Below are 25,960 nucleotides of genomic sequence, written 5' to 3'. Positions count from 1 at the left end.
CTCCCCTGCAAAATCGCGCAGCGACCGGCGCCTTGCCCGCCCCCCCCTCCCCGCGCCGCCGCATGGAAAAGGGTGGAGGCCCGGTCACAGGCCCCCACCCTTTCGGTATAAAGCGCGGTCGTGCGGCGATCAGTCGGCCATGGAGACCTTATCCGCCGACACGCCTTCGCCATATTGGTCATGGGCAAAGCTGTTGGCGTCAAAGATCAGGTCGCGGCCGATGCTGGTGCCATCGGCGCGGGTGGCGCGGAAGGCATAGGTGGCCGTCCATAGCGCGGCGGCGCAATCGGGCGGGGTGACCAGTGTGCGGCTGATGGTGTCGCTGGTCAGATCCTCGCGGCCGGTGGTTTTGGAATAGGTGAACTGATAGTTCAGTTCGACGTTCCATTTGGTGCCCACGCCCCATTCGGCGCTGACCTTGATCCCGGTGCTGTGTTCGAACGTTTCCGATGCCGATTTGGTCACGCCAACGGTGGTTTCCTTGGTCTGGCTTTGGCTGACCGAGGTGGTGTTGTCGTCGAACATCACCAGCGACCAGCTGACCCAGCGTTCCACCCGGCAAAAGGGGTTGTCGATGCGGTTCAGGCTGGGCCGGTCGTTGCGGTCAAACATGGCGGTAAAGGGCAGCAGCACGCTGCGATCCCGGACGGCGGGGGTGGTGGGTTCGGGGGCGTTGCGGCTGGTCAGTTTGGGCCGGGTGGGCGCGGTGCCCACTTCGGCCACCACGGGCACCACCAGCACCTGTGCCAGGCCGCCGCTGGGTTGCGCGTCATAGGAGGCCACGCCACGGAAGGTATCGGGCGCGAACACCGCCTTGGTCGGGTCGGTTGCGGGCTGGCCCACCTCCACCGACCATGCGGCAATGTCATGCTCCCCGCCCGATCCGGCGTCCTGCCACGGCTTTGCCGCATAGATGCCGTCAGCGATCAGATCGGTACGGACGCACCAGATGTCGGCGGTGCTGGGTTTGTCATGGTTGGGCATGGCGACATCGCCCAAGGCCACATAGCCCGCAGGCGCGACAGGCCGCCAGACCGAGCCATCCCAATCCGCGCCAGAGCCGCTGTCGTCCCAGATCCACTGATAATCCACAGGCGCGGCCACCGCGCCATTGCCCGCGTCCGCCACCAGCATCGAGGCGCGCGCGCCGTTGATATCGTCATAGCCGGCGACGCAAATGCTACCCAGCGGCTTGAACCGCTCATCCCCCACGGGGTGCCAGAACGTGCCGTCCATATGGGCGCCGCTGCCACGATCGGGATAGCGCACCTGATAGGCAGAGGTCAGCGTGATCAGAAGATCACCATATTGTTGCGATTGATTCATAATACACAACTCCCGACATATTCGCGTTTTGAATTATCATGGATAAGGCCGCAGCAGCATTATTGGACAAAATAAGCAAAATGTTCTGAATTATGCGTTGCAGCGGTGAATAGGTCACATTCAATCAGCAGACCGTCCAATACAGACCTGTCCGAATTGGTGTGATGCCCTGCGGCAACCGGCGCGGCATTGCCGGTATGCGGATTGCGCCCCGCTTGACACCGCCACATGTTCCCGTTTCGTTTTCCTACGCCGCCCTGTGTGTGATAGGACGTTTGGTCCTGCGTTGGTGGTGAAAGGGCGTGTGTGATGGCGGTGTGTTTGGGTGCGGCGATGGCGGCGCGGCGGGGGCAGGCGGCTTGGGCCGAGGCGGGGCTGGGCACGGCGGACATGGGCGCGCCCTTCCCTGCGCCTTCACCGAATGCCCCCTCCCCCAACGCCGCCGTCCATTGCGCCCCCGTCCATTGCAACAGCGTGCGGCCGGGGCGGCGGACCAGTCGGGTGGCTTTTTCAGGCGACGCGCCGGATGCGGATGATCCACTGTTGGGCTTTGCGCCCTATCTGCACAAACAGCCGCGCCGCAATGCGATCACGCCCGATCGTCAGCGCGCCTTTATCGCGGCGCTGGCGGCCAGTGGCATTGTGACGCAGGCGGCGCGCAGCATTGGCGCCAGTCTGGAGGCTTTATACAAATTGCGCAATTTGCCGGGGGCAGAGGGTTTTGCCACGGCGTGGGAGGCGGCGGTGGATCGCGGCATGGCGCGGTTGGAGGATTGCGCGTTGGAGCGTGCCATTGCCGGCGAGGAGCGCGTGGTGATGCGCGGCAGCACGGTGGTGGAGCGCTATCGGCGGCATGATACGGCTTTGTTGATCTTCCTGCTGCGCAATCGGCGGGGGCGGCGGTACAGCGCGGCGGCCTCGGTCACGTTGGAGCAGATGCGCCAGCAGCGCGCCGAGGCGGAAGCGCGGCGGCTGGTGGAGGTGGACGAGGACGCCATTCTGGCCAGCATCAATGCCAAGCTGGAGCGGATGCGGCAGCGGCAAATGGCCGGGCTATCGCTGGATGGCGACGATGATGATGGCACCGATGCCGAGGCGCGGGCCGCGGCCGCAACGGACGCGCAGGCGTTGGACGATGCCTTGGCGGCGGAAGGGATAGCGGCAGAAGGAATGGCTGACGCCGCCGATCTGCACCCCGCGCCGGGGGTGCGGGTGATCCCCGATCTGTATAATGACGGCGACCGGGCTTTGCGCCCGCCGCGCTATCCAGTGGCGTATCGGCATGAACCGCATGGCGAAATGCGGCGGTTATTGGCCAGTCGGCTGGACCCGCCATTGCCGCATGAACTGTTTCAGGCCGAATGGCAGGACCACCAGAACGCGGCCAACGCCGCCGCGCGGCGGGCGGCGGCCAGCAACGGCAAGGCCCAGACGTAGCGCGGCGCCCAAGCCTGCGCGCTGATCAGTACCCCATGCGCCGCATCTGCGCCACATATTCATGCGGCCCCGCGCCGCCGTGGCACGGGCCGGGCCGGGCAAAGATGCACAGCCCCTGATCGGCCAGCGGTTTGTGCATCTGGCGCGGGCAGGTGACCAGGGCAAAGCCGGCAGGCAGCGCGCCCGCATCGCCGCGCGCGGCCAGCACCACGTTGAAACGCGCCCGATCGGCGGCCATTTGCGCGGGGGCTTGTGGTCCGTCAAACAGCAACAATGGCACCGGGCGCTGGATCAGCGCATGCGCCAGCGCCGGATGATCGGGCATGGCATAGGCCGCCAGCCCGCACAGCCCCGGCTGCTGCCCGGCGGCGACCTGCGTGGCGATGTTGGTGCCGCCCAACCCCCAGTTCTCGACAAAACCATCGCCCACCGCCATCGTCACTGACAAGGCGAACAGGCCTGCCATCAATGCCGCCAACAGGCGCGGCGTGGGCGCATCGACCGATGGCAGCGCAGCGGCAGGCATGGGACCATCGGCGCGCATATGCGCCTGCCGCGCGCGCCAACGGCCCAGCATCTGCGCCGCATCAGCCGCGCCCAACGCCGCCAGCAACAGGCTCAACACGCTGGCCAGCAGGACAAAGCGCAGTTCCTTATGCGCGATCAACGCATGTTGCGCGACCACCACTACCACCATCGCCATCAGTTCGGGGCGGCGACGCATGCCAATCAGCATCAGCGGCACGATCACCCATGCCGCATGGCTCCACGCGCGCAGCATCTGCTCCACCAGCCACAGCGGCGGTTCGACACCATAGTGATTGGCGCGGCCTTGTACCAGATTGATGGTCACGTTCTGGACAATCCAGCCCAGCGGTGGCCGCCCCATCAGCACATCGCCTAAACCGCCCAGCGCCAGTCCCGCCAACGCCCCCGCCCCCACGATCAAGGGCAAACGCACATGAGCACGCCAAGGCCATGCCATCCAAATGCCGAACACCAGCAGCGCCGGCACAAACTGGAACCGCGCCACCGCTCCCAGTCCCAGCAGCAGCCCCGCCAACAACGCCTGCCGCCACGCGCCACTGGCCCGCGCCCGCGCGCCCCATGCCAAGCCAGGCAGGATCAGGCTGATCGCGATGGCTTCGCCGGAACTGCGGACGGCAAAGAACAGGATGTCCGGCCACACCGCCGCCACCCACAGCGCCAGCCACGCGTGCAGCCGGCCAAACGGCCGCGCCAGATCATGAAACGCCCACACCACCCCCAGCGACGCGAAAGCCAGCGTGGCACGCACGGCATAGACATGCGCCTGCCCATCCGCCGACAGCCACAAGCCCGCCCGTACCGGCAGCGACAGCGCCACCGGCAGGAACCAACCGCGAATGCCCGCGACATAGTCCCACGTCTCGACCCAGCGCCCGGTGGCCACGCCATAGGCTGGCTCCAGATACTGCCATATCTCATCAGCATGATAGATGACGGACTGGCTGGCCATGCCCAGACGCAAGACAACAGCTATCGTGACGACAATCGCCACGAACCGATTATTGAACCACAATTTTGTCGCACCTTAGAAATATCGGGTCAGAAGAACACAGCCAAGCCCCCCATACAAGACTTATCAGCCACTGCTCTTGCGCGGGGCGGGCGGGGGTGCGATGGGGCGGCCATGCGCATTGCCCTTTACCAACCAGAGATCGCCGGCAACGTCGGCGCCGTCCTGCGTCTGGGCGCTTGCCTTGGCGCGCATGTTGATCTGATCGAACCCATGGGTTTCCAATGGGATGACAAGCGCGTGCGGCGCGCGGCGATGGATTATATCGACCATGTGTCGATCACCCGCCACGCCGATTTCGATGCGTTCCTGCAAACGGTGGGCGATGGGCGGCTGGTGCTGTTCACCACCAAGAGCACGCAGTCGGCCTATGACTATCGCTTTGGCGCGCAGGACATCCTGATGTTTGGCCGGGAAAGCGCGGGCGTGCCCGACAGCGTGGCGCAACTGTGCCACGAACGTCTGCGCCTGCCGATCCGCGCCGATGTGCGATCGATGAACATGGCCACCGCCGCCGCACTGGCTTTGGGTGAGGCACTGCGCCAGACGGGCGGGTTGCCGGGATAGGTACAGCGCGAGGGCGCCACCGCGCCGCGTTAACCATATTTGCGTACCCCCGCGTTAGGGTGGCTGTATGGAGGATTTGCCCCACCCCAACGCCGCGCCGGAGAGCTGCGCGCCCTGCCCTGCCCCGGCTGGCGTGTCCTTGCGCGCGGTGATCATGGCGCTGTTGGGCGCGTTGGCGGTGATGCAGGTGGGCGTTTGGGCGTTTCTGGGGCTGTCGCTGTGGTGGTGGGCGCTGGGCGGCGGCGCATTGGGCATCGCGCTGATCGTGGTGGCGCGCGCGCCCGGCTGGGGCGCGATGTTGTCATGGCGCGATCTGGCGCTGTGCGGCGCGGTTTCGGTCTTGCTGTTGGCGCTGGGGGGCGAAGGCCGCCAGTTTTACGCCAACACTGATTGGCAGGTGCGTCTGGCGGTGCTGCGCGATCTGGTGGTGCAGCCTTGGCCATTTGCCTATGACGTGCCGGGCGGGCCCAGCGTGCTGCGCGCGCCTTTGGGCATGTATCTGGCGCCCGCGCTGGTGGGCAAGGCGGCGGGCGGGCTCTATGCCGCCGAGCTGGCGCTGTGGGCGCAAAACAGCCTGTTGCTGACGCTGGTGCTGGGCGCGGGATCGGCGCTGTTTGACGGCGCGCGCGCGCGGGCTGTGGCGCTGGGCGTGTTTCTGGGCTTTTCGGGCATGGATGTGGTGGGGCAGGCGATCGCCAGCCAACCGCTATGGCTGCATCTGGAGCAATGGGCGGGGTTTCAGTTCACCGCCGCCGTGACGCAACTGTTCTGGGTGCCACAGCATTGCCTGACCGGATGGATCTTTGCCGTGGCCTATCTGGGCTGGCGGCGCGGATGGGTGCCGCGTGTGGCACTGGCGGTGATGCTGCCGCTGTTGCCGCTGCTCTCGCCATTGGCGGCGGTGGGCTGCGCGCCCTTTGCGCTGCATGCCTATGGCGCCGGGTGGCGCGGGTTTGGCGCGCGCGATTGGTGGCGCGATCTGGGCTGGCCGGTGCTGGCGGGTGTGGCGGCCCTGCCGGGGTTGCTCTATCTGGTGGTGGCAGGCGATACGGTTGGCGGTGCGAGCGCGCCTTTGCCGATGTCGTCCTATCCCACATTCATCCTGCTGGAAATCGGCGGCTATCTGTTGGCGCTGCGGCTGCGGCGCGGCGCGGGCGACTATGGCGCGGCGGTGGCATGGATCGTGGTGGGATCATTGCTGGTGATCCCGTTTGGCCGGGTGGGCGCAGGCATGGATTTTGCCATGCGGGCCAGCATCCCGGCGCTGGCCATTCTGGCGGTGCTGGTGGCCGAAGTGGTGGTGCGCGGCGCGCAAGATGCCGATTGGCGGGCGGCGCGGCGCGTGGCGCTAACGGTGTTCTGCATCGGACTGGTCACGCCCGTGGGCGAAATCGGCCGGGCGATCATCTGGCCCCCGGCGCCTGCGGTGACTTGCGGTTATTACGGCGTGGTGCCGGGGGGCCTGGCCACCTATGTCGCGCCGCTGAACCGGTTTCCGGCGGTGATCGCGCCGGCTTTGGCGCCGCGCATCGCGCCGCATGATCCCGCCCATTGCTGGAACGGGCGCTGGCCCGATGCGGTGGATGGGCGCGATGTACAGGCCCATCCGGGGCGGGGGTAATTTGCACAAAGGGGGATGGATCGAACAAAAATTATTTAAAATTGCTGAAAATAAGTAAAAATACCTTGATAATTGAAAATTAACGCCATTCATTGCCCCGGCGATTTTGGGGAATATCGCTGGAGGGTTTATGAAAAAATGGATTCTGCTCACGCTGACATGCGTGACATTAAGCGGCTGCACCTTGGTCAAACAGGATTTGCGGTACCCGGGCGGCGCCGTTGGCAGCATTGTCGATGATCACACGCCGTATAAAGCCAATGGTTCGAAACAGATGATCGTCTATCGCGCGATCGTCGGACTGATGCTGATGAGCAAGGTGGCGCAGGCCACGGTGGTGGATGGGCAGGAGGCCGATGCCATCGTCGAATATATGTCGGCCGTGTCCAAGGACATCAACAATCTGGCCGGGCATTTGGAAACCTCGGCGTGCGATGGGGAAAAGGTTGCTCTGGCCGTAACCTGCACGGACTATCCCATGCTGTTCGAAAGCGATCTGCCGCCGCTGGAAGGGCACATGATCCGGCTGGGCGTCGCCGCCCTCCCGCGCAAGGAGGGCGCGAAATTCCTCAAATCCTTTACGTCGCAAAACCCGCTCGACATCTTGAGCTCGGCCTGGCGTCTGGGGGGCAAGGTCGTGATTGCCGGACACAATGCCGCCGCCTCCTACCGTTCGGAGCGCGAAATTCTGGCAGTGCTGACCATGCCAACTGGGGAAACCCCGCCAGCCAACATCGAGAAAGCGCTAGAGCAACTGGCGGAACCCGGCAGAGGCAGCGTTGCCCTGAAACCGGAAAATGTCGAGCCGCTGTACAAGCTGATCCGCGATGTCTGCCTGCGCATGCCGCTGAACATTTCGACCGACACCACCTCGGACGCCGCCACTGTGCAAGACACTCGTAGAAAGAAGTGCAAAGCCATTTCCTACACGCCCACCAAGGACCGTTACCCAATGTTGTAACCGGCCAGAAGGCAGTCAGCCCGGCTGGCTGCCTTCGTTGTGGCGCAGATCCACCACCTCCACCAGCGGCAGATCGCCCGCCCCCGGCTGCGCGGCCCAGTCGCGCGCGTTCAGCACCATGCCATCGGCGCGCAGCGTGGCGATATGGGCCAGATCGATATCGGCATACAGCCATTGCGCCGCGTCCATCACCCCCAGCGCGATCACGCCATCAGCGGGCATGCCATGGTCGGGCGGGGCAAACACCCCCGCCGCGCCGCGATTGACATCCACCGCCGGTGACCATGGCGCATCGCCCACGGTGGGGGACTGGATGACATAGCACTGGCTTTCCAGCGCGCGCGACTGGCACCCGATCCGCACCCGCCAATAGCCATGCGGCGTATCGGTGCAACTGGGCACCAGGATCAGTTGTACCCCGGCCTGTACCATCGCGCGGGCGATCAGCGGAAATTCGCTGTCGTAGCAAATGGCAATGCCGATCCGACCCAGCGCCGTGTCAAACACCCGCAAAGGCCCGCCACTGGACACGCCCCACGCCTCGTTTTCGAACCGGGTCATCACCTGTTTGTCCTGATGGCCATGGCGGCCATTGGGGGCGAACAGGCGGGCGCGGTTGACATGGCGCGCCGAGGCATCGGCCACCCGGCACGGCGCGCTGGCCGCCAGAATATGCACGCCGTGGCGCGCGGCCAACGCGGCGTGCAGCGCGTCCACCTGTGGCAACAGCGCCGACACGCTGTCCAGCGAGGCGGCCAGATCCGCCCCGCCCGTGCCGTCCAGCGCGGCCAGTTCCATCGCGCCATATTCGGGAAACACCAGCAATTGCGCGCCATCGGCCACCGCGCGTTCCACCCAATCGGTGATCTTGGCCACATAGGCCGCCCAATCAGCCAGCCGGTCGATCGGATATTGCGCGGCGGCGATGCGTAACAGGCCGCTCATAACTGGCGCAGCCAATATTGCATCGCCTTGGGGCTTTCCTGTGCCTCGCCATGCTCTTTCCACGCCAATTGGGTGGTGAACCCGTCAACCAGAGCATAGCCGCGCCCGCGCCAGAACGCGTCCAGCGGTTGATAGCCCTCTGGCCGCGCGGGATGGTCATCGGCGCGGATCACCGCGGCAAACGTGGCGGCGGAGGCGCCCTGCGCGCGGGCCTGCGCCTCACGCTGGTCAAAGAACGCATGGCCGATGCCGCGCCCGCGATAGCGCGGCAACAGCACGCTTTCCCCGAAATAGAACAGCGCGCGCGTGTCGATCCCGCGCTGTTCAAAGGGCGCGCGGAATTCGGCTTTTTGCGCCCACATCGGGCTGGCCGTGGCCGCGCCGACAATGCGCGCGCCATCACAGGCCGCCACCATCACCCCGCCCGGCGCATCGACAAATTCGCGCAGATAGTCCGCCTCATACGCCGGATCGCCATCATACAGATAGGGGTATGCGGCAAAGACCGCGATGCGCAAGGCGGCCAGATCATCAATCGCGGCGCGGATTTCCTCACCCGTCAACGGGCGAATGGTGATGGAGGATGTATCGCTCATGCCGGGCAGGATAACGTCCGTTACCTTTTGAGCAAGGGGTGGGCGAGCGGCCCATGGGCCCCCGCGCGCCTGCCGGTCACTGACAAAGGGCATCCGCACGGTTGCGCGGGCCGCCATGCGCGCAGCGCGGTATCTGCGGGCAACGCGTCACATCGGGCAATGCTTCACCCTTGGCCACGCGTCACGTCATGCGATGTGCCCTCTCAGGCGATGGGGCAACCGCCGCGTTCGTCATGCAGCACAGTCGTGGTGGGTGCCACCACCATGTCGACCATCCGCCCGGCCCGTCGCCGCCCGCGCATCGCGCGCCACTGGGCAAAGCTGCTGGCAAAGGCGGTGCGCAGCGATTGCCAGCACGCCTCGCAATAATCGCCCGCCCCGTCGCTCAGGTCGAACTCCTCCCGGTCCAGATAGTGCCACCCCATGGGCAGCGCTGTCTCGTACAGATCATGAAACTCGTTATACGGCGCGGCAATCACCTCTGCGTTGCCGCAGCATTCGCACACGCACTCAATCAGCACATGTTTCATATCGGCCCCCGCCATCACACCTCATCCAACAAGGGCACTATATGTATTAGTTATTAGGCATTCATCCCTGATTGCCTCCGTTTTGAAACAGCCGTCACAGATCGATTCGCCGGCGCGAGTCAAAATACGCCAAAAGCCTCGGAAAAGCTGGGTTTTCCGCGCTCATCCATTCCGGATCATTGCCGTTTGAAACGTTTGCACAAATGCGACATCGCTGGACCATCACCCCCGCTTCGTCCAATTGCGGGCCGCCCTAATGGTCGCCCAGCAAACGGGCTTTCATCCGGTGGATTCCCCAATACATGCCGCCCAGCACCACCGGCACCAGCCCCCCGGTCAGCGTTGTCGCGGGGAAGTCGTGATCCACCTTTTCCCACGCTTTCAGCATGTAACCAATCAGGCTGAGGCCGTAATAGGACAAAGCCACCACCGACAGCCCCTCGACCAGCTGTTGCAGGCGCAATTGCAGGCTGCTCGACCGCTCCATCGAGCGCAGCAATTGTCCATTCTGGTTCTCGATCCGGGTTTCGACGCGGGTGCGCAGCAAAGCGGTGAAATCGGCGGCCCGCGCCGTCAACTCGCCCAGCCGCCGGTCAAAGGCGCCGCAGGTGCGCGCGGCGGGCAGCAGGCGGCGCTGGGTGAAATGCACCAGCGAGGGATAGCCCGGCACCCGCCGCACATTCAGCCCGGCCAACCGCTCCTCGACCAATTGGGCATAGGCGGCAGTGGCGCTCATCCGGTAGCGCGTTTGGGCGGTGATCGACATCAGATCCAGACTGAGCGCCGAGACACGTTCCAGCAGCATGTCATCGGTCACTTCGGGGCGGGCGACATCCTGCCCCAATTGGCGCAGCGCCGCCTCGGCCGCGTCCAGCCGCCCCCAATGCGCCTGCGCCACCGGCAGGCCCAACAACGCCAGATTGCGGTAATTGCCCAATTCCTGAAAGCGTTGCAGCAGGCGCGAGAGGTCCCCGTCAGGCATGTCATCGGCCGCCACCAGCGCCACGCCAAACCCGTCCGGCCCGATGCGGAAATCCGACCACAGCCGCACGCCCCCCGCGCCCGCCTCGTCCCCGCCAATGCGGCAGGACACCAGATCCGATCCCACAAAGCCGACCTCGGGCAGCAGCGCCTCGGCCGCCGCCTCATCACGCAGGACATGCAGCCACGTCGCGCGGATCACCTGCCCCGGAAAACGGCCCGCCCATGCCAGCGCGTCCTCGATGCTCATCGCCGGGGCATCGGGCGCGCCACCAACGCCGGGGCGGTGGAACAGGGTGATGCCGCTGGCCTCGGAATGGTGCTCAATGGCAAAGGACAGGCCGGGGGCCAGATCGCCCTCGACATGGCGGGGGTTTTCACCCGGCGCCAGATAGGCCCCGGCCGGCAGATCAGCCAATAGCGCCGCCTCGGCCGCGCGGTCTTCGGGGGTAAGGATGCGCAGGATCTGGATCACCTGCGCGGGCGCGGACAGGCGCGGCCAGCGGCGCAGATGCATTTCGCCCACCACCTGCCGCCGCAACGGATGTTCGTTCAACTGCACCCCATGCCTCCCCTGTTATGTTGTATGCGCCAGATGCGCGGCGATCACCGCCTGCCCCAGCGCCAGCCCGCCATCATTGGCCGGCACCTGCCCATGCGCCAGAACCCGCAGCCCCATCGCGCCCAGCATCTGTCTCAACACCGGGACAAGCACACGGTTCTGCATCACCCCGCCCGACAAAGCGACCTGTGTGCCGGGCGGCAGGGCATGATCGGCCATCGCCCGCGCCACAGCCTGCGCCACAGCCGCCGCCACGCCATGGTGGAACCGCGCCGCGATCCGCCCCGGCGCGACGCCTGCCGCCACATCGCCCAACAGCGCCCGCCACAGCGGCGCCCAACCGATGGTGGGCAATGGGTCGCCGGTGATCTCCACCTGATAGGCGTGCTCCTCCGCCGCAAAAGGCCGGGCCAGCGCCTCCAGCGCCATGGCGGCCTGTGCTTCGTGACTGATTTCGGCCGGGTACAGCCCCAGCGCCGCCGCCGCCGCGTCAAACAATCGCCCCGCGCTGCTGCATGGCGGGCAATTGGTGCCGCTGTCCAGCATCGCCTGTGCCATGCTCAGCCGCGCCGCATCGGGCAGATGCGCGGCCACCGGCGCGGCCTGTGCCTGCCAATCCGCACCAAAAGCGGCGTGCAGATGCGCCACCAGATTGCGCCACGGCTGACGCATTGCCGCGCTGCCGCCCAACAAAGGCACCGGCGCAAACCGCCCCACCCGCGCCGCGCCATCCAGCCCGCCCAGCAGGATTTCCCCGCCCCACAGCGTGCCATCATCCCCCATGCCCAGCCCATCCAGCAACACGCCCAGCGTGGGCGCGTCCCAATCGACCGCTTGCGTCACGGCGGCATCGGCCATCGCCGCCGGGCAGGCGGCATCCACCATCGCCGCCACCATATGCGCGTGGTGATGCCCCACCCGGATCAGCCGCGCCCCCGTCTCCTCTGCCAACGCCTGTCCCAGCGTGGTGGACAGATAGGCCTCATGCGCGTCCACCGCGATCACGGCGGGCACGAACTGGTGCAGGTCGCGGTACAACGTCAGCATGGCGCGGTAATCGGCCAGCGCCTCGGCCTTTTCCAGATCGCCGATATGTTGCGACACCACCGCCGCGCCATCGCGCAACAGACAGAAGGTCGCCTTTAGCTCGCCCCCCATGGCCAGCGTCGCGGGCCAGTCCGCCGCCCCCGGCACCGCCACCGGCAGAGGCGCGGGCGCATACCCACGCGCGCGGCGGATCGGCATCACCGCGCCCGTATCATCCAGCGCCACCACGCTGTCGTCCAGCCGGTTCCAGATCGGCCGGTCATGCAGCAACAGCGCATCGGCAATCGCGGTTAAGCCAGCGCGGGCGGCGTCATTGTCGGTCACTTGCGGTTCGTCGGACAGATTGCCCGATGTCATCACCAGCACCCGCCCGCCCCGCGCGGCAAAGGCATCGCAGAGCAGATGGTGCAGCGGCGTATAGGGTAGCATCCAGCCCCAATGGTCCTGATCGGGGGCCAGCGCGGGCGGTAAAACCGGCGCATCGGCGCGTGGCGGCAACAGCACAATGGGCGCGGCAGGCGATGTCAGCGCGGCGCGGGCGGCGGGCGACACCTGCGCATAGGCCTGTACCACCGCCAGCGGGGCCATCAGGGCAAAGGGTTTGGCATCGCGCCGTTTGCGCGCCCGCAGCATGGCCACCGCTTCGGCATCCAGCCCGTCACACGCCAGATGGAACCCGCCCAGCCCCTTGACCGCGACGATCCGCCCCGCCGCCAACAGGTCAGCCGTGGCGGCGATCGGGTCGGCGGAGGGATCGGCATCCGCCCCCTCCAGCCACAGGCGCGGGCCGCAATCGGGGCAGGCGATGGGTTGGGCGTGGAACCGCCGGTCGGCCGGATCGGCATATTCGGCGGCGCAGGCATCGCACATCGGGAAAGCCGCCATCGCGGTGCGCGCCCGGTCCCATGGAATGGCGCCAGCAATCGTCAGCCGTGGCCCGCAATGGGTGCAATTGGTAAAGGCATAGCCATGCCGCCGCTGCCCAGCATCGCGGATTTCGGCGGCACAGGCGGGGCAGGTGGCCGCGTCCGGCACGATGCCCGTGCGCACCGCTCCGCCATGGCTGGCGACAATGACAAAGGGGCCAGCGGGCGGCGGACCATCGGCAGGGGCGGATGCCACCGCCGTGACACGGGCCAGCGGCGGGGCATCATCCACCAGCCGCGCGGCAAATGCATCCAGCGCCGGGCCATCGCCCCACACCGCGATATCCACCCCATCGCCATCATTGGCCACCCAGCCCGACAGGCCCAGATCGCGCGCCACGCGCCAGACATGCGGGCGAAAGCCCACCCCCTGCACCAACCCGCGCACGCGGATGCGGCGTCCGGTGATGGTGGGGGCGTGATCCATCAATGCACCGTGCACACCATGCAGGGGTCAAAACTGCGGACGATATGCTGTACCGCCACCGGATCACTTTCCCCCGGCAAGACCGGCGCGCCAACCAGCGCCTGTTCCAGCGGCCCCGGCGTGCCCGCCGCATCACGCGGGGAAAAGTTCCATGTGGTGGGCGCAATGATCTGGTATTGCGCGATCCGCCCCCCCTCCAGCCGCAGCCAATGGCCCAGACTGCCGCGCGCCGCCTCGGTCAGACCGGCGCCTTCGCCATGGTCGGCCAGCGGGGCGGTATCGGCAAAGGGGGCGGCCGGGTCCACCGCACCCAGCCAGCGCTCCATCGCCAGCACCACCAGCGCCACCTCGATCAGGCGGGCGATGACGCGGGCCTGGGCATTGGCGCCGCCCCCCATCGCCACCAGATCGCGCAGCAAGGGATGGCCCGCCACCAATTGTCGGGACAGCGCCCCCACCTCGGCCACAGCGCCGCCCAGACGCGGAGCCTTGCACCAGCTATAGGCCGCGTCCGACGACATGTCGGGCAAGGTGGTGCCTTGCTGCGGGCGCGCCGGACCGCCCTCGGCACCCATGTACCACGCGTGGCTGACGTCCTCGGCGATGGTTTCGATCGGCAAAGGGGCCACCGCCCCCGCGCCCGCATCATACACCCCGCGCGCGAACAATGGCCCGTCCGCGCTGGGATAGGCGCCAAAGGCGATATGCCGCAGCCGCGTCACGCCCAGCCGGTCCAGCCCGGTGGCGCGTGCAATCTTCAGGAAATGGGCAAAATCCCCCCGCGCGCCCGGCCCATCGGCAAAGGCCTCCAGCGCCGCCACGCTGGAGAGCGCCGCCACCTGTTCCAGGGGCGCGGCAAACAGCACGTCCTGCAAAAACCCGCGAAACCCCGCCAGCATCAGCCGCAACCGCGCCTGTTCGGCCCGGCTGATCGGGCGCGTGCTGCCCCCCGGCTGGATCGAGAGCGTGTGCGGCCATTTGCCCGCCAGCACGCCCATCATCCGCATCAACCCGGCGCGCGCGGGCAGCATCTGCGCCGAAGCCGTGCCGGTGATGGCGCGAAACCGGGTGGCGGCCGCCTCATGCCAATCGGCCCGCGCATAGACGTCCCGCGCGAAATCGGGCATGAAAAACAGATAGAAATGGGTGATGTGGTCGGCCACATTCTCGATGGCGTGGACCAGATTGATGGCCAGCGCGCCATTGGCGGGCATCATCGCCCGCGCCTGCCCCGGCGCGCGGACTCCGGCCAGCGCACGCGCCGCCGCCACGCTTTGCGAGACGGAACAGATGCCACAGATGCGCGGCGCATAGACCAGCGCGTCCGCCGCCGGACGTCCCACCAGCATCGTTTCAAACCCGCGAAACAGCGGTGACGTCACGCGGGCCGATTGCACCGCGCCATCGGCCACGTCGATCCGCACCTCCAGATCGCCTTCGACGCGGTTGAACGGGCCCAATATCAGGCGGCTGCCGGGGGCGGCGGGGCCGTCATCACTCACGGGGTCTTCCTTTTGTCACGGGGCAGGATCACCGGCGTCGGGCGCGCGGCGTTTTCTTTCAGGCGGCGGGGCGTGGCCGCCTTGGACAGGCTGGCCAGCGCGACAAACCACGCCTTGGGCATGTCGGTGGGCAGGCCGATGGGAATGCCGCTGATCTTGGGCGTGACGTCAAACCCGTGGCCTGGTTCCTCAAAACCGGGCGCGGTGCAGTTGATGCAGGGGTAATTGCCGTCCAGACAACTGCCCGATCCGTTCCACGCGCGGATGTTGCAATCGGCGCGGGCCTGCGTGCCCTTGCAGCCCAGATGCTCCATCATGCAGCCCATGTCGCCCAGCGTTTCGGCGCTGGCCTTGAATTCATAGAATTCATTGCGGGCGCAACCGTGGTGGACCAGTTGCGCGGTATAGGCCAGCGGGCGTTCCCATTCATCCAGATCGGCGCGGGTCAGTGTACCGGCCGCGATCTGCAACAGCGTGTCGACAAACCAGCCGGGGTGGATCGGGCAACCGGCGATGTTGATCACCGGCAGCCCCGCCGCGCCCCGGAAATCCGTGCCCAGCAATCCGCCCGGTGCCGTCCCGTCATAGGCCAGCCCGCCCGCCTCTGACGGATTGCCGCCGCCCGCGGTGATCCCGCCAAAGGCCGCGCAACTGCCCACCGCCACCACATGGCGCGCGTGGGACGCGATGGCGGCGATCATGTCGCGCATCGGCGTGCCAGTGCCCGCCATCAGATGAAACCGCCCAGAGCCCCCCGGCCCATGCACCACCGCGCCTTCCAGACACAGGATGTCCACCCGCTCGCGCCCCTCGGCGGCGGCGGTCAGGATGGCGCGGGCCTCAACCCCGCTCGCCTCGGACAGCGAGGGGTGCCACAAGACCTCGACATTGGCGGCGCGCAGGGTGGTGAGGATATCCGGCCCCTCTGCCCCCAGCAGCGAGAGCGTGCAGCCGCCACAGCCCCCCGATTGCAGCCACAACAGGCGCAAGGGCGTGGTTCCGGGCGTGGTTCCGGGCACGCTCATGCCGCGTCCTCGGCCGGGGTCAGCGGCAGGCGCAGGGTGAACACCGCGCCGCGCCGGCCATTGTCACCGCCTCCCCCGTCTCCGGCCTCCCCGTCTCTGGCCTCCCCGTCTCTGGCCCCATCGGCATGTTCCAGCGCCCCGCCCAGCTTGCCCGCCATGTTGTACGAGACATAGAGCCCCAACCCGGTCCCCGCGCCGATCGGCTTGGTGGTGAAAAAGGGCTCGAAAATCTTGTCCTGATTGGCCGGTGACACGCCGGGGCCATTGTCGGTGACGGTGACGGTGATCTGGTCGTCGCCCTGCGCGGCGGTGATGGCGATGTGGCCATCGGCCCCTTCGCGCAATTGCGGGGCCAGCGCGTCCACCGCGTTCTGCACCAGATTGACCAATATCTGATGCAACTGCCCCTTGCGGCTGGTGATCTCCAGCCGTTCGGGCAGGTCAAACGTCACCTCTGGCTTGATCCGCTGCGTTTTGACCACCCAGTCGGTGGCGGTATGGATCAACCGCACCAGATTGAAGCTTTCAGCCGGTTCGCGCTGGCTGGCGGAAAAGCGGCGCAGGTCCTGGACGATGTCGCGCACCCGCTCGGCCCCTTCCAGAGTGCCATCGACCAGCGGGCCGATGTCGGACAGCACCCGGTCGATCTTCAACTGTTCGCGCAATGCCGCCAGTTCCGCGCCGGGACGGCCCGCATCCACCGCCGCCAGATATTGCGTGATCGCCCCGCCATAGCGTTTGAGCGCATACATGTTGCCAAAGACAAAGCTGATCGGATTGTTGAGTTCATGCGCCACCCCCGCGACCAGACGGCCCAGCGCGGCCATTTTCTCGCTGGTCAGCAATTGCTGTTGCGTCTGGCGCAGGCGTTGATGGGCGTTGTCCAGTTCGCGATAGGCGCGTTGCAATTCACCGATCGGGCGGCCCACCACCACCATCCCGGCAAAGCGGCCCGATGTGTCATGCCGCGCCGCGCCATTGACCGAGAGCGCCGAAGGGCTGCCGTCCGCCACGATCAGATGCCATTCGCGCGCCTCGACCGGCGCGCCGCGCGCCACCCCGTCCAGACAGGCCAGAATGTCGCCCCGATCGTCCCCGGCAAACAGCGCCAGCAAAGGCGTGCCGATCAAATCGCCCTCCCCCTTGCCCACCAGCGCCGTCAGGGCGGCGTTCACCTGCTGGATCGCGCCGCGTGCGTCACAGGCGATCAGCACATCGGTCATCGCCCCCAGCACCGAATCCAGAAAGCCACGCGCCTGCTCCAGCGCGCCATTCTGCTCCTCCAGCGCGACCTGACTGGCCACCAGATCGGCATAGACATTGTCCATCTTGCGGATCACATCGATCCACATCTCCTCACCGCTGGTGGACATGTCGGGGAACATCGCCAAAGCGGGCACCATGTCAGGATCGGCCGCGTCATCGCCGCCGATCAGGCCAAAATGGGGCAGTCTGGGCGCGGGTCCAGTCATGGCCCGCCTATGCCGCGCCGCCCGCGCGCCGTCCACCGGCCTGCGCCGGGGCCAGCGGGTGGACATTCTCCAGCCCGTACCGCTCCAGCTTGGCCCGCAGGCCCACGCGCGACAGGCCCAGTTCACGCGCGGCCTGTGATTTGTTCCAGCGGTGGCGGATCAGCGTTTCGCGGATAATATGCGCCTCCATCGCGCTCACGCGCTCCTTCAGGTCGCCGCTCAGCGCGGCGATGGCGATGGCCGGATCGTCAAGAGCAGCGGGCGCGATGACAGGCGCAGGCTGCGGCGGCTGGGCGATATGGTCGGACAACACCTCCACCCCCAACCAGCGCCCTTCGGCCCCGCGCACCAGCATGCGGCTGATCTCGTTCTGCAATTCGCGCACATTGCCCGGCCAGTCATAGGCCGCCAGCCGCGCCATCGCCTCGTCCGACACGCCCGGCACGCGCTTGCCCATCAGGCCCATCGCCCGGTCCAGCAGCGCCTGCACCAGCACCGGCAGATCGCCCCGCCGATCGCGCAGCAACGGCAATCGCACGATCATCCCGGCCAGACGATAGAAAAGATCGGCGCGGAAGCGGCCTGCGCGCGCTTCCTCCTCCAGATCGCGGTTGGTGGCCGCGATCACCCGCACATCGACCCGCCGCGTGCGATTGCCCCCCAGCGGGCGGATCTCGCCCTCCTGCAACACGCGCAGCAATTTGACCTGAAACGCGGGCGAGACCTCGCCGATCTCGTCCAGAAACACCGTGCCGCCGTCCGCGCGTTCAAACAGGCCGATGTGATCGTCAATCGCCCCGGTGAACGCGCCCTTCTTGTGGCCGAACAGCTCGCTTTCCAGCAATTCGTCGGGCAATGCGCCGCAGTTTTCCACCACGAAGGGCTTGTTCCAGCGCAACGAGCCATAGTGCAGCGCGCGGGCGGCCAGTTCCTTGCCCGTACCCGATCCGCCGATCAGCAACACCGGCACGTCATAGGGCGCGACCTGCGCCAGCGCGTCGCACACCCGGTCCATCGGGCTGCCGTTGGCGCGGATGATCCCATCGTCAAAGCCATAGGCGCGCCGCACCTGATCCTTGCGCGAGGCGACCACGGCGGCCGCCGCCTTTGGCGCCATGCGCAATTCCACCGCCAGCAATTCGTTCTGGCGTTGCAGATCGTACAACCGGCAGGCCGAATGCAGCGTCAGCAACAGATGCTCTGGATGCCAAGGCTTGGTGATATATTGGAAAATGCCCGCGTGATTGATGCCGTCGATGATGTCATGCGCATCGGCATAGCCTGAAATGATCATGCGGATGACATCGGGCCAGCGTTCCTTGACCTCGCTCAGGAACTCCACCCCGCTGCGTTCGGGCATGCGCTGGTCGCACAGGATCACCTGCACCCAATGGTCGGCCAACAGGCCCTCTGCCTCACGCGTGGAGGCCGCCGTCAGCACGGTGAACTCGTCCTCCAGAATGCGGCGCAGCGATTCCAGACTGCGCAGCTCGTCGTCCACCACCAGCACAGTCGGCAGGCGGAGCGCATCGGCGGCGGGCGGATTGGGCAGGCTCATCGCGGTGATCCCTTAACAGATGCGCGGCAATTGTTCGCCCGCCAGCCAGTCGACAATGCGCATGCCCCCGATCAGCGTGGTCATGCGCAACAGGCCCGGTGTGCCGGGCGCGGCGGCATCCCCCACCGTGCCGATGCGCGCGGCGTCCCCTCCCTGCGGATGGGCGCGCATGATGGTCAGCAAAGGCTCGGCGTCCTCCTCGGCGCAGATGCAGATCATCTTGCCCTCGTTGGCGATGTGCAGCGGGTCCAGCCCCAGCATCTCGCAGGCGCCCGCCACCTCGGGCCGGATGGGGATCGCCGCCTCGTTCAGGGTGATGGTGTGGCCGCTGGCCTCGGCCAATTCGTTCAGTGTCGCCGACAGCCCGCCGCGCGTCGGATCGCGCAGCACCGCAATGCCGGGGACGGCGGCCACCATATCGGCCACCATGCGGTGCAGCGCGGCGCTGTCCGATTGGATGCCGGTGCCAAATTCCAGCCCCTGACGGCGCGACAGGATGGCGATGCCGTGATCGCCCACCGTGCCCGACAGCAGCACCGCCTGCCCCGAACGGATGCGTTGCGGGCTGATCTCCACCCCATCGGGCACCACGCCGATGCCGGTGGTGGTGATATAAACGCCATCGCCATGGCCGCGTTCCACCACCTTGGTGTCGCCGGTGGCGATCGGCACGCCCGCGCTGCGCGCCGCCGCGCCCATGCTGGCGGCGATGCGGTCCAGATCGGCCAGCGGAAAGCCTTCCTCGATAATGAAGGCCGCCGACAGGGCGATCGGCCAAGCCCCGCCGCAGGCCACATCGTTCAGCGTCCCATGCACCGAAAGCGAACCGATATCCCCGCCCGGAAAGGTCAGCGGCGAGACGACATGCGCGTCCGTGGTCATCACGATGCGGCCCACAGGGCGCGGCAGGACGGCCGCATCATGCCCCTGATCCAGCAAGGGATTGGCAAAATGCCGGGCGAAAATCTGACGGATCAGCCGCGCGGTCGCCCGCCCACCGCCGCCATGGGCCATCTCGATCACCGCGCCGGGGCGGATCAGGTCTTGGGCCGTCATTGGGCCGGCTCCAGCGCCGGGGCGGGTGTGCCCATCGCCTCGGCCCGGCGATAGGTGTACCATGCCGCACATGCCCCTTCGGAACTGACCATGCAGGCGCCCATCGGGGTTTCGGGGGTACAGGCGCGGCCGAACAGCTTGCAATCCTTGGGTTCCTTGACCCCGCGCAGGATGGCGGGGCATTCGCAGCTCTTGGTTTCGCGGCTGGCCTTGTCGCTGATGGGGAAACGCTGTTCGGCGTCAAACGCGGCATATTCGGGCGCGATGGCAAAGGCGCTGTCGGGCACGCTGCCCAGCCCCCGCCATTCAAACGCGGGGCGCAGGGTGAACACCTGCGCCATCACGCCTTGCGCCTTTTGGTTGCCGGTGTCGGTGACGACGCGGGTATATTGGTTCTCCACCTGCGCCCGGCCATCATTGACCTGACGGATCAGCATCAAAACCGCCTGCATCACGTCCAGCGGTTCAAACCCGGCGATCACCACCGGCTTGCCATAACGCGCCACCAGCGGGGCATAGGCATGCGCGCCGATCACCGTGCTGACATGGCTGGGGCCAAGGAACCCGTCCAGCCGGACCGCCTGTTCTGGGTCGATGCCCGGCGCCTCCAATACGTGGCGGATCGCCGGCGGGGTCAGCACATGGTTGCATAACACGCTGAAATTGGCCAAGCCTTCGGCCTGCGCCTGAAGGATCGCCATGGCGGTGGCGGGCGCCGTGGTTTCAAAGCCGATGCCCAGAAACACCACCTGCGCCTGCGGATTTTCCCGCGCCAGCGCCAGCGCGTCCAGCGGGGAATAGACCATGCGGATGTCGGCCCCTGCGGCCCGCGCGCTGAGCAGGCTGCGCCGTCCGGTGCCCGGCACGCGCATCATGTCGCCATAGGCGCACAGGATCGCGCCATGCTTTTCGGCCACCTCGATCGCGTCATCCAGCCGCCGCACCGGCAAGACGCAGACCGGGCACCCCGGTCCATGCACGAACCGCAGGTTCTTGGGCATCAGGTCATGCACGCCATAGCGAAAGATCGCATGGGTATGCCCGCCGCAAAACTCCATAAAGGCGTATTGCCGCGCGGGGTCCGCCTCTGCCGCGATCTGCCGCGCCAGATTGCGGGCCAGCACCGGATCGCGGAATTCGCTGACATATTTCATGCGCCCTGCCCCCCGCTGGTCCCGGCCATTTCGGCCAGTTCATCCTGCAACAGGCCGGTTTGCGCCATCATCCGCAGCGTTTCGCGCGCCTCTTCCTCACTGATCAAATGCAGCGCATAGCCGACATGCAGCAGGACATAATCGCCCACCGCCACCGCCTCCAGCAACGCCACCGAAACATCGCGCGTGACGCCCCCGGCGTTTACGGTGGCCATCGCCCCATCATGCAGGGCGGTGATCCGGGCGGGAATGGCTAGACACATCGGGGCGGCTCCTGTGGCGAAAGGCGGGGTCAGTCGTGGTGGTGATGGTGGCCGTGATCGTGGTGATGCCCTTGGTCATGGTGATGCGCGTGGTCATGGCCGTGGTCATGGCCACAGCCGCATCCCCCGCCGGGGTGGTAATTGGCGGCGTGATCGCGCGATGCCTGCTCCTCCTGCGCGGCCTCGCGCATGGCCTGCGCCATGTTGCGCCCGGCGCGCAGCCATTTCATCCAGCCCTCCATGCCCTCGCCGCTGCGGGCTGAGACGCGCAGCACGCGCACGCGCGGATTGACGCGGCGGGCATTGGCGATGGCCGCGTCCACGTCAAAATCGACATAGGGCAGCAGGTCGATCTTGTTGATCAGCACCAGATCGGCGCTGGCGAACATGTCTGGGTATTTCAACGGCTTGTCCTCGCCCTCGGTGACGGACAGGATCGCCACCCGCGCCGCCTCACCCAGATCGAACGCCGCCGGGCACACCAGATTGCCCACATTTTCAATGAACAGCACGCTTTCGGGCGCCAGCGTCAGATGGTCCAGCGCATGGCCCACCATATGCCCGTCCAGATGGCAGCCCTTGCCGGTGTTGATCTGGATCGCGGGGGCGCCGGTCGCGCGGATACGGTCGGCGTCGGCGCTGGTCTGCTGGTCGCCCTCGATCACGGCCACCGGATATTGGTCGCCAATCATGTTCAGCGTCGCGCACAACAGCGTGGTCTTGCCCGAACCGGGGCTGGACACCAGATTGAGCGCCAGAATGGCATCGGCCGCAAAACGCGCGCGGTTCGCCTCGGCATAGCGGGCGTTTTTGGCCAGAATGTCGGTTTCCAGCTGGATCAGCCGCGCCTGGCTGACGCCCGCGACATGCACGCCCGCCGCCCCCGCGCCATAATCCAGCGCGCCATCGCCATCGCCATGGTGGTGGTGCCCATGGTCATGATGGTGCCCGTGCCCGTGGTCATGATCGTGGTAATGATGATGGTGATGGCCGTGGCCCTCCACCTTGGCACCGCCATCGGAACATCCACATACCGTACACATCAGACAACCTCCACTTCGCGGATGGTCATATCGCTGCCACCCGTGACCTGTAATTGATGCGAACCGCATTTGGGGCAAGCATCATATCGCGCCGCAATCGTCACGCTGACGGCGCAAGGCAGGCACCAGGCCGTGCCGGGCACATCCTCGATCTCCAGCCGCGCGCCATCGGCCACGCTGCCCGCCATCGCCACGTCAAAGCCAAAGCGGATCGCCTCGGCCTCAACGCCCGAGAGCGCGCCAATCGCCAGTTTCACCCGTTCCACGCGGGTAAAGCGCTGGGTCGCGGCCTGTTCTTCCAGAATATCGCGGATGCTTTCGCATATCGCCATTTCATGCATCAGACGGCCTCCGTTGTGGCGGCAGGGTGGCGCGTGGCGACGGCGGGCGCAATGGCGCGCGTCAAAATGCTCCAGCCCACGCAAGGGTTCAGCCCCAGCATCGCCCATGTCGCCAGATCGCGCCGCCCAACAGGGTCGGATATGCCCGCATCGGGCGCGCAGATGGTGGCCAGCACCGCCTGCGCCGCGCCACCAGTGGCATAGGCGCGGTCGGTCGGGGCATCGATCCGGGCCTCGACAATCAGCCCCGATTGCAGCCGCAGCGCATGGGTCAACGTCCCGCGCGAACAGGGGACGCTCGCACCCAGCCGCCCGGCCACCGCCATCTGATCGGGCACTGTGGCCAGATCCAGCAATTGCGCCACCAGCCGCGCCAGCACGCTGCCCGGCGGCAAGGCGGCGATCAGGGGATGGGTGGCATGGCGGTGCAACAGGCTGCCCGGCTCGACCGGGGCGGGTTGGCACAGGGTGGGCCGCGCCATGACATGAGCGATGGCGCGCGCCGCCAAAGTCGCGCCGCCCCCCGCCCAATCGGCCAATTGCCCAGCGCAGGCGGTACGCGCCCAATCGCGTGGCCGCATGGCAAAGACATGCCGCGCCGACCAATCCCCCAAGCCCGCCGCATCAGGCCCGCGACCCGCATCCGGCGTGGTCAGCGCCAGCAAAGCCCGCGCCGCATCGCCCTGCGCCGCCCGCCCCAGCGCGACCGCCCAATCCATGACGATGCGCAGGCCCAGTTCGCGCGCGATTTCCGCCCACAGCCATCCCGCCTGATACGGCGCGGGCGGCAGATCCGCGCCCCCCGCCTGTAACGCGCCCCGCAGCGCCCAGCCCTGCGCCATCGGGCACAGCGCATAGAGCCGCCCGACCAGCGCCAGCGCGGCCATCGGCGTCAGTCCCACCAGCGCGCGGGCCACATCCTGACGGCCAAACGGGGCAAGGGTGATGCGCGCGCCGTCATCGATCAGCGTGATGGTAGGATTCAGGCTCACGCCTGCGCCTCCGCGCCTGACAGGCGGAACAGCCCCCGGCGTGACACCGGCGCCTGAACGGCGGCGGGCATTTGCGGTTCGGGGGCGGGCGCGGGTGGCGGCGGGGCGGTCATCACCTCGGCCATGGCGGCGTCGGCGGTGGCGATGGCGGCATCCATATCGGCAAAGGCGAACATCGGCGAAAACAGCGACACCGTCCAAAACCCGCCCAGCGCCGGTTCATGCGCCCAGATCGCCTCATACCCGCCCGAAGGCAGCGCCAGCATCGCCTTTTCCCCCACGCGCCGGGTTTCCGCCTGCGCGGGAAAGGCCACCAGATTCATGAACCACGGCGTCACCAGCACCCCCACGACACAGCCCTCGTGCAACGCCGCCCCCCGCATCGCCACCGACAGGCCGGGATGCACCACCGGCAGACCCGCCATGCGCGTGGCGGCGATATCGGCAAACACCGCCTCGGCTTGGGCGGCGATGTGGGCGGGATCAGGCGCGTTCATCCCGACACCACCATGAACCCGGCGCGGGGGGAATCGCATTCCGGGCAGCTCCAGTGATCGGGCAGCGCGGCAAAGGGCGTGCCGGGCGGGATCTGCCAATAATCGCACCCCGCCGCCGGATCATAGACATGCCAGCAGATCTTGCACTCCAGCCGCGTGTCGGGGGCGATCTTGGCCGCGTCCCCCCCGTATGATCCGGCGAAAAAATGGTCCGCGCCAGAGGCGTTGGGGGCGACAGGCGCGCTCACCGATAGATCGCCATGATCTCGGCCAGCCGCTCGACACTGTCGTGCAGATCCTCGGCGGCGGCCATGGCGACAGCGGGCAACGGGCTGACCTCGATCGTGTGCAGGATCAGCGTGTCCTGCGAATTGAAATAGCGCACCCACCACACGTTGCGGGTGGCGGTGGCATGGATGCGGCAATTGCCATAGCCGCGCGACAGGATGATCAGATCGCCCCGGCCCAGCGCCTCGTCCAGAAAATCGATGTCGCCCTCGGTATGAGGCAGCAGCGAGAGGTTGATGACATGGGGGCCCTCGCTGGTAAAAGCGGGGGTGTGGGCCAGCGCCTCGTTGATTTCGGCCACCAGCGGGGGAGCGTTGAACACGCCCTCGCGCGCGGTTTGCGGCAACAGCGCGGCCGCGCGGGCGGTTGCAAAGGCGCGTGCCTGCATGCTGGCCGGGAAGGCGCCGATCTCGACCGTGTCGCGGCGGCGGCCGTCAATGGTGGCGCGCAGCCGCCATACCCCCGCCAGCACCGATTCCTGCGCCTGAAGGTCCGCGCCCAGCACCACCGACACCTCACCCTCGCCCAGCAATTGGTCGACAAAAGCCAGATTGTCGGCGTCCAGATGCGACAGGTCCACCGTTTCCCCCGCGCCGCCATGGGCCACACGGCGCAAAGCCGCCAGAATGGCATCGCCCGCCGCCACGCCATCGGGCGTGTCCTGCGCCTCGTCCGCCTCTGGCACCAGCGCGCTGGAGAAGATGCGCATCGTGTCAGGCATGACCATATATTCCAGCGCGCCCCCGTCGAAATCTGTGGGCTGGCTACCGGGGCCGGTGATGGGGCCGATCATTGGGCGTCTCCTGTCTGGGGGGCGGTGTTGGCGGGGGCGGATTGCCAGCCGGCGGGAATGCGGAAAGGCGGCGGGGCACCCGGTTCGCGCGTCAGGATTTGCGGGATCTCGCGCATGTAATCGGCCCAGTCGCGGATCCCCTCCAGCGTGCCCAGCCATTCACCATTGCGCAGGAACACCAGCGCCGGGAAGGCATTGAAGCGGAATCGTTTTTGCAACGCGCGTTCGGCGGCGCGGGCTCCCACCATCACCGCCACATGGCCGCCCATCGCCTTGTCCAGCTCGGGCAGGATGGCGGCCACGTCATCGCTTTCGGCCAGCCGCCACCAGTCGCCTGCCAGCAACAGCATGACCAGCGGCGCCTCCGCCGCATCCAGCGCGGCCTCGTCCACGATTTGGTAGGCATTGTCGGCCATCACCCGCGCCAACAAAGGCGAATGGGCGGTGCGGTCCGGGGCGGTCTCGATATCCATGCGTGGCTCTTTCGTTGGG

The 25,960-nt window shown here is 67.0% G+C and carries 25 protein-coding genes; 4 read left to right on the top strand and 21 right to left on the bottom strand.

Annotated elements, in window-relative coordinates; translation table 11 throughout:
- Positions 1 to 129: 129 nt before the first annotated feature.
- Complete coding sequence (locus GTZ99_RS01615) at positions 130 to 1,326, bottom strand: Vps62-related protein (protein WP_161716531.1); 1,197 nt, start codon at positions 1,324 to 1,326, stop codon at positions 130 to 132.
- Between the two features lie 309 nt (positions 1,327 to 1,635).
- On the opposite strand from GTZ99_RS01615, the gene GTZ99_RS16710 reads away from it, so the two are divergent.
- Positions 1,636 to 2,763 (top strand): hypothetical protein, encoded by a 1,128-nt coding sequence (locus tag GTZ99_RS16710; RefSeq protein ID WP_201742335.1) that lies wholly within the window; start codon positions 1,636 to 1,638, stop codon positions 2,761 to 2,763.
- Between the two features lie 25 nt (positions 2,764 to 2,788).
- Here the strand turns inward: GTZ99_RS16710 and GTZ99_RS01605 are convergent, their stop codons facing one another.
- A complete protein-coding gene (locus tag GTZ99_RS01605) occupies positions 2,789 to 4,303 on the bottom strand; it encodes a glycosyltransferase family protein (RefSeq protein ID WP_320076628.1) in 1,515 nt (504 codons plus the stop codon).
- Between the two features lie 132 nt (positions 4,304 to 4,435).
- On the opposite strand from GTZ99_RS01605, the gene GTZ99_RS01600 reads away from it, so the two are divergent.
- The 3 genes from GTZ99_RS01600 to GTZ99_RS01590 all read left to right on the top strand — a co-directional run bounded on the left by GTZ99_RS01600 (position 4,436) and on the right by GTZ99_RS01590 (position 7,470).
- Positions 4,436 to 4,888, top strand: coding sequence for a tRNA (cytidine(34)-2'-O)-methyltransferase (locus tag GTZ99_RS01600; protein ID WP_161716529.1), 453 nt, complete (start codon positions 4,436 to 4,438; stop codon positions 4,886 to 4,888).
- A gap of 67 nt (positions 4,889 to 4,955) precedes the next feature.
- Positions 4,956 to 6,509, top strand: coding sequence for a hypothetical protein (locus GTZ99_RS01595; RefSeq protein WP_161716528.1), 1,554 nt, complete (start codon positions 4,956 to 4,958; stop codon positions 6,507 to 6,509).
- A gap of 130 nt (positions 6,510 to 6,639) precedes the next feature.
- Positions 6,640 to 7,470: a hypothetical protein gene (locus GTZ99_RS01590; RefSeq protein WP_161716527.1), complete on the top strand. Its 831-nt coding sequence runs from the start codon at positions 6,640 to 6,642 to the stop codon at positions 7,468 to 7,470.
- Positions 7,471 to 7,485: 15 nt separating this feature from the next.
- On the opposite strand, the gene GTZ99_RS01585 is transcribed toward GTZ99_RS01590, so the two are convergent.
- The 19 genes from GTZ99_RS01585 to GTZ99_RS01495 all read right to left on the bottom strand — a co-directional run bounded on the left by GTZ99_RS01585 (position 7,486) and on the right by GTZ99_RS01495 (position 25,941).
- Positions 7,486 to 8,415 carry a carbon-nitrogen hydrolase family protein gene (locus GTZ99_RS01585; protein ID WP_161716526.1) on the bottom strand — a complete coding sequence of 310 codons (930 nt, stop codon included), beginning with the start codon at positions 8,413 to 8,415 and terminating at the stop codon, positions 7,486 to 7,488.
- Positions 8,412 to 9,011, bottom strand: coding sequence for a GNAT family N-acetyltransferase (locus tag GTZ99_RS01580; protein ID WP_161716525.1), 600 nt, complete (start codon positions 9,009 to 9,011; stop codon positions 8,412 to 8,414). The genes GTZ99_RS01585 and GTZ99_RS01580 overlap by 4 nt, the downstream gene beginning before the upstream one ends.
- A gap of 203 nt (positions 9,012 to 9,214) precedes the next feature.
- Entirely contained in the window at positions 9,215 to 9,556 is a 342-nt protein-coding gene (locus GTZ99_RS01575) for a hypothetical protein (RefSeq protein ID WP_161716524.1), read from the bottom strand.
- 238 nt (positions 9,557 to 9,794) lie between these two features.
- Positions 9,795 to 11,084, bottom strand: coding sequence for a DUF3422 family protein (locus GTZ99_RS01570; protein WP_161716523.1), 1,290 nt, complete (start codon positions 11,082 to 11,084; stop codon positions 9,795 to 9,797).
- A 15-nt stretch (positions 11,085 to 11,099) separates the two neighbouring features.
- Entirely contained in the window at positions 11,100 to 13,484 is a 2,385-nt protein-coding gene (gene hypF / locus GTZ99_RS01565; protein ID WP_161716522.1) for a carbamoyltransferase HypF, read from the bottom strand.
- Complete coding sequence (locus tag GTZ99_RS01560) at positions 13,484 to 14,986, bottom strand: nickel-dependent hydrogenase large subunit (protein ID WP_320076612.1); 1,503 nt, start codon at positions 14,984 to 14,986, stop codon at positions 13,484 to 13,486. The genes hypF and GTZ99_RS01560 overlap by 1 nt, the downstream gene beginning before the upstream one ends.
- The gene (locus GTZ99_RS01555; RefSeq protein WP_161716521.1) at positions 14,983 to 16,011 is read right to left on the bottom strand and encodes an NADH-quinone oxidoreductase subunit B family protein; all 1,029 of its coding nucleotides are present in this window, start codon (positions 16,009 to 16,011) and stop codon (positions 14,983 to 14,985) included. The genes GTZ99_RS01560 and GTZ99_RS01555 overlap by 4 nt, the downstream gene beginning before the upstream one ends.
- On the bottom strand, positions 16,008 to 17,483 hold the full coding sequence (locus tag GTZ99_RS01550) for a sensor histidine kinase (protein ID WP_161716520.1): 1,476 nt from the start codon (positions 17,481 to 17,483) through the stop codon (positions 16,008 to 16,010). Before GTZ99_RS01550 ends, GTZ99_RS01555 begins: the two co-directional genes overlap by 4 nt.
- A gap of 7 nt (positions 17,484 to 17,490) precedes the next feature.
- Entirely contained in the window at positions 17,491 to 19,041 is a 1,551-nt protein-coding gene (locus GTZ99_RS01545; protein WP_161716519.1) for a sigma-54-dependent transcriptional regulator, read from the bottom strand.
- Between the two features lie 12 nt (positions 19,042 to 19,053).
- Positions 19,054 to 20,097, bottom strand: a complete 1,044-nt coding sequence (gene hypE / locus GTZ99_RS01540) for a hydrogenase expression/formation protein HypE (protein WP_161716518.1) — start codon at positions 20,095 to 20,097, stop codon at positions 19,054 to 19,056.
- Positions 20,094 to 21,251, bottom strand: a complete 1,158-nt coding sequence (gene hypD, locus GTZ99_RS01535; RefSeq protein WP_161716517.1) for a hydrogenase formation protein HypD — start codon at positions 21,249 to 21,251, stop codon at positions 20,094 to 20,096. Before hypD ends, hypE begins: the two co-directional genes overlap by 4 nt.
- Entirely contained in the window at positions 21,248 to 21,514 is a 267-nt protein-coding gene (locus tag GTZ99_RS01530) for a HypC/HybG/HupF family hydrogenase formation chaperone (RefSeq protein ID WP_161716516.1), read from the bottom strand. The genes hypD and GTZ99_RS01530 overlap by 4 nt, the downstream gene beginning before the upstream one ends.
- 29 nt (positions 21,515 to 21,543) lie before the next feature.
- Complete coding sequence (gene hypB, locus GTZ99_RS01525; RefSeq protein ID WP_201742334.1) at positions 21,544 to 22,557, bottom strand: hydrogenase nickel incorporation protein HypB; 1,014 nt, start codon at positions 22,555 to 22,557, stop codon at positions 21,544 to 21,546.
- Positions 22,557 to 22,898 (bottom strand): hydrogenase maturation nickel metallochaperone HypA, encoded by a 342-nt coding sequence (gene hypA / locus GTZ99_RS01520; protein ID WP_161716515.1) that lies wholly within the window; start codon positions 22,896 to 22,898, stop codon positions 22,557 to 22,559. Before hypA ends, hypB begins: the two co-directional genes overlap by 1 nt.
- Positions 22,898 to 23,890: a hypothetical protein gene (locus tag GTZ99_RS01515; RefSeq protein WP_161716514.1), complete on the bottom strand. Its 993-nt coding sequence runs from the start codon at positions 23,888 to 23,890 to the stop codon at positions 22,898 to 22,900. The genes hypA and GTZ99_RS01515 overlap by 1 nt, the downstream gene beginning before the upstream one ends.
- Entirely contained in the window at positions 23,887 to 24,387 is a 501-nt protein-coding gene (gene hybE, locus GTZ99_RS01510; RefSeq protein WP_161716513.1) for a [NiFe]-hydrogenase assembly chaperone HybE, read from the bottom strand. The genes GTZ99_RS01515 and hybE overlap by 4 nt, the downstream gene beginning before the upstream one ends.
- Complete coding sequence (locus GTZ99_RS17005) at positions 24,384 to 24,635, bottom strand: rubredoxin (protein ID WP_161716512.1); 252 nt, start codon at positions 24,633 to 24,635, stop codon at positions 24,384 to 24,386. Before GTZ99_RS17005 ends, hybE begins: the two co-directional genes overlap by 4 nt.
- Positions 24,632 to 25,468, bottom strand: a complete 837-nt coding sequence (locus tag GTZ99_RS01500; protein WP_161716511.1) for a hydrogenase expression/formation protein — start codon at positions 25,466 to 25,468, stop codon at positions 24,632 to 24,634. Before GTZ99_RS01500 ends, GTZ99_RS17005 begins: the two co-directional genes overlap by 4 nt.
- A complete protein-coding gene (locus tag GTZ99_RS01495) occupies positions 25,465 to 25,941 on the bottom strand; it encodes a thioredoxin domain-containing protein (protein ID WP_161716510.1) in 477 nt (158 codons plus the stop codon). Before GTZ99_RS01495 ends, GTZ99_RS01500 begins: the two co-directional genes overlap by 4 nt.
- Between the last annotated feature and the right edge of the window lie 19 nt (positions 25,942 to 25,960).

This window comes from Novosphingobium ovatum (assembly GCF_009909235.1).
GTDB classification, from domain to species: domain Bacteria; phylum Pseudomonadota; class Alphaproteobacteria; order Sphingomonadales; family Sphingomonadaceae; genus Novosphingobium; species Novosphingobium ovatum.
Note: the sequence above shows the minus strand (reverse complement) of the source record. Positions and strands in the feature narration are given on the sequence as shown.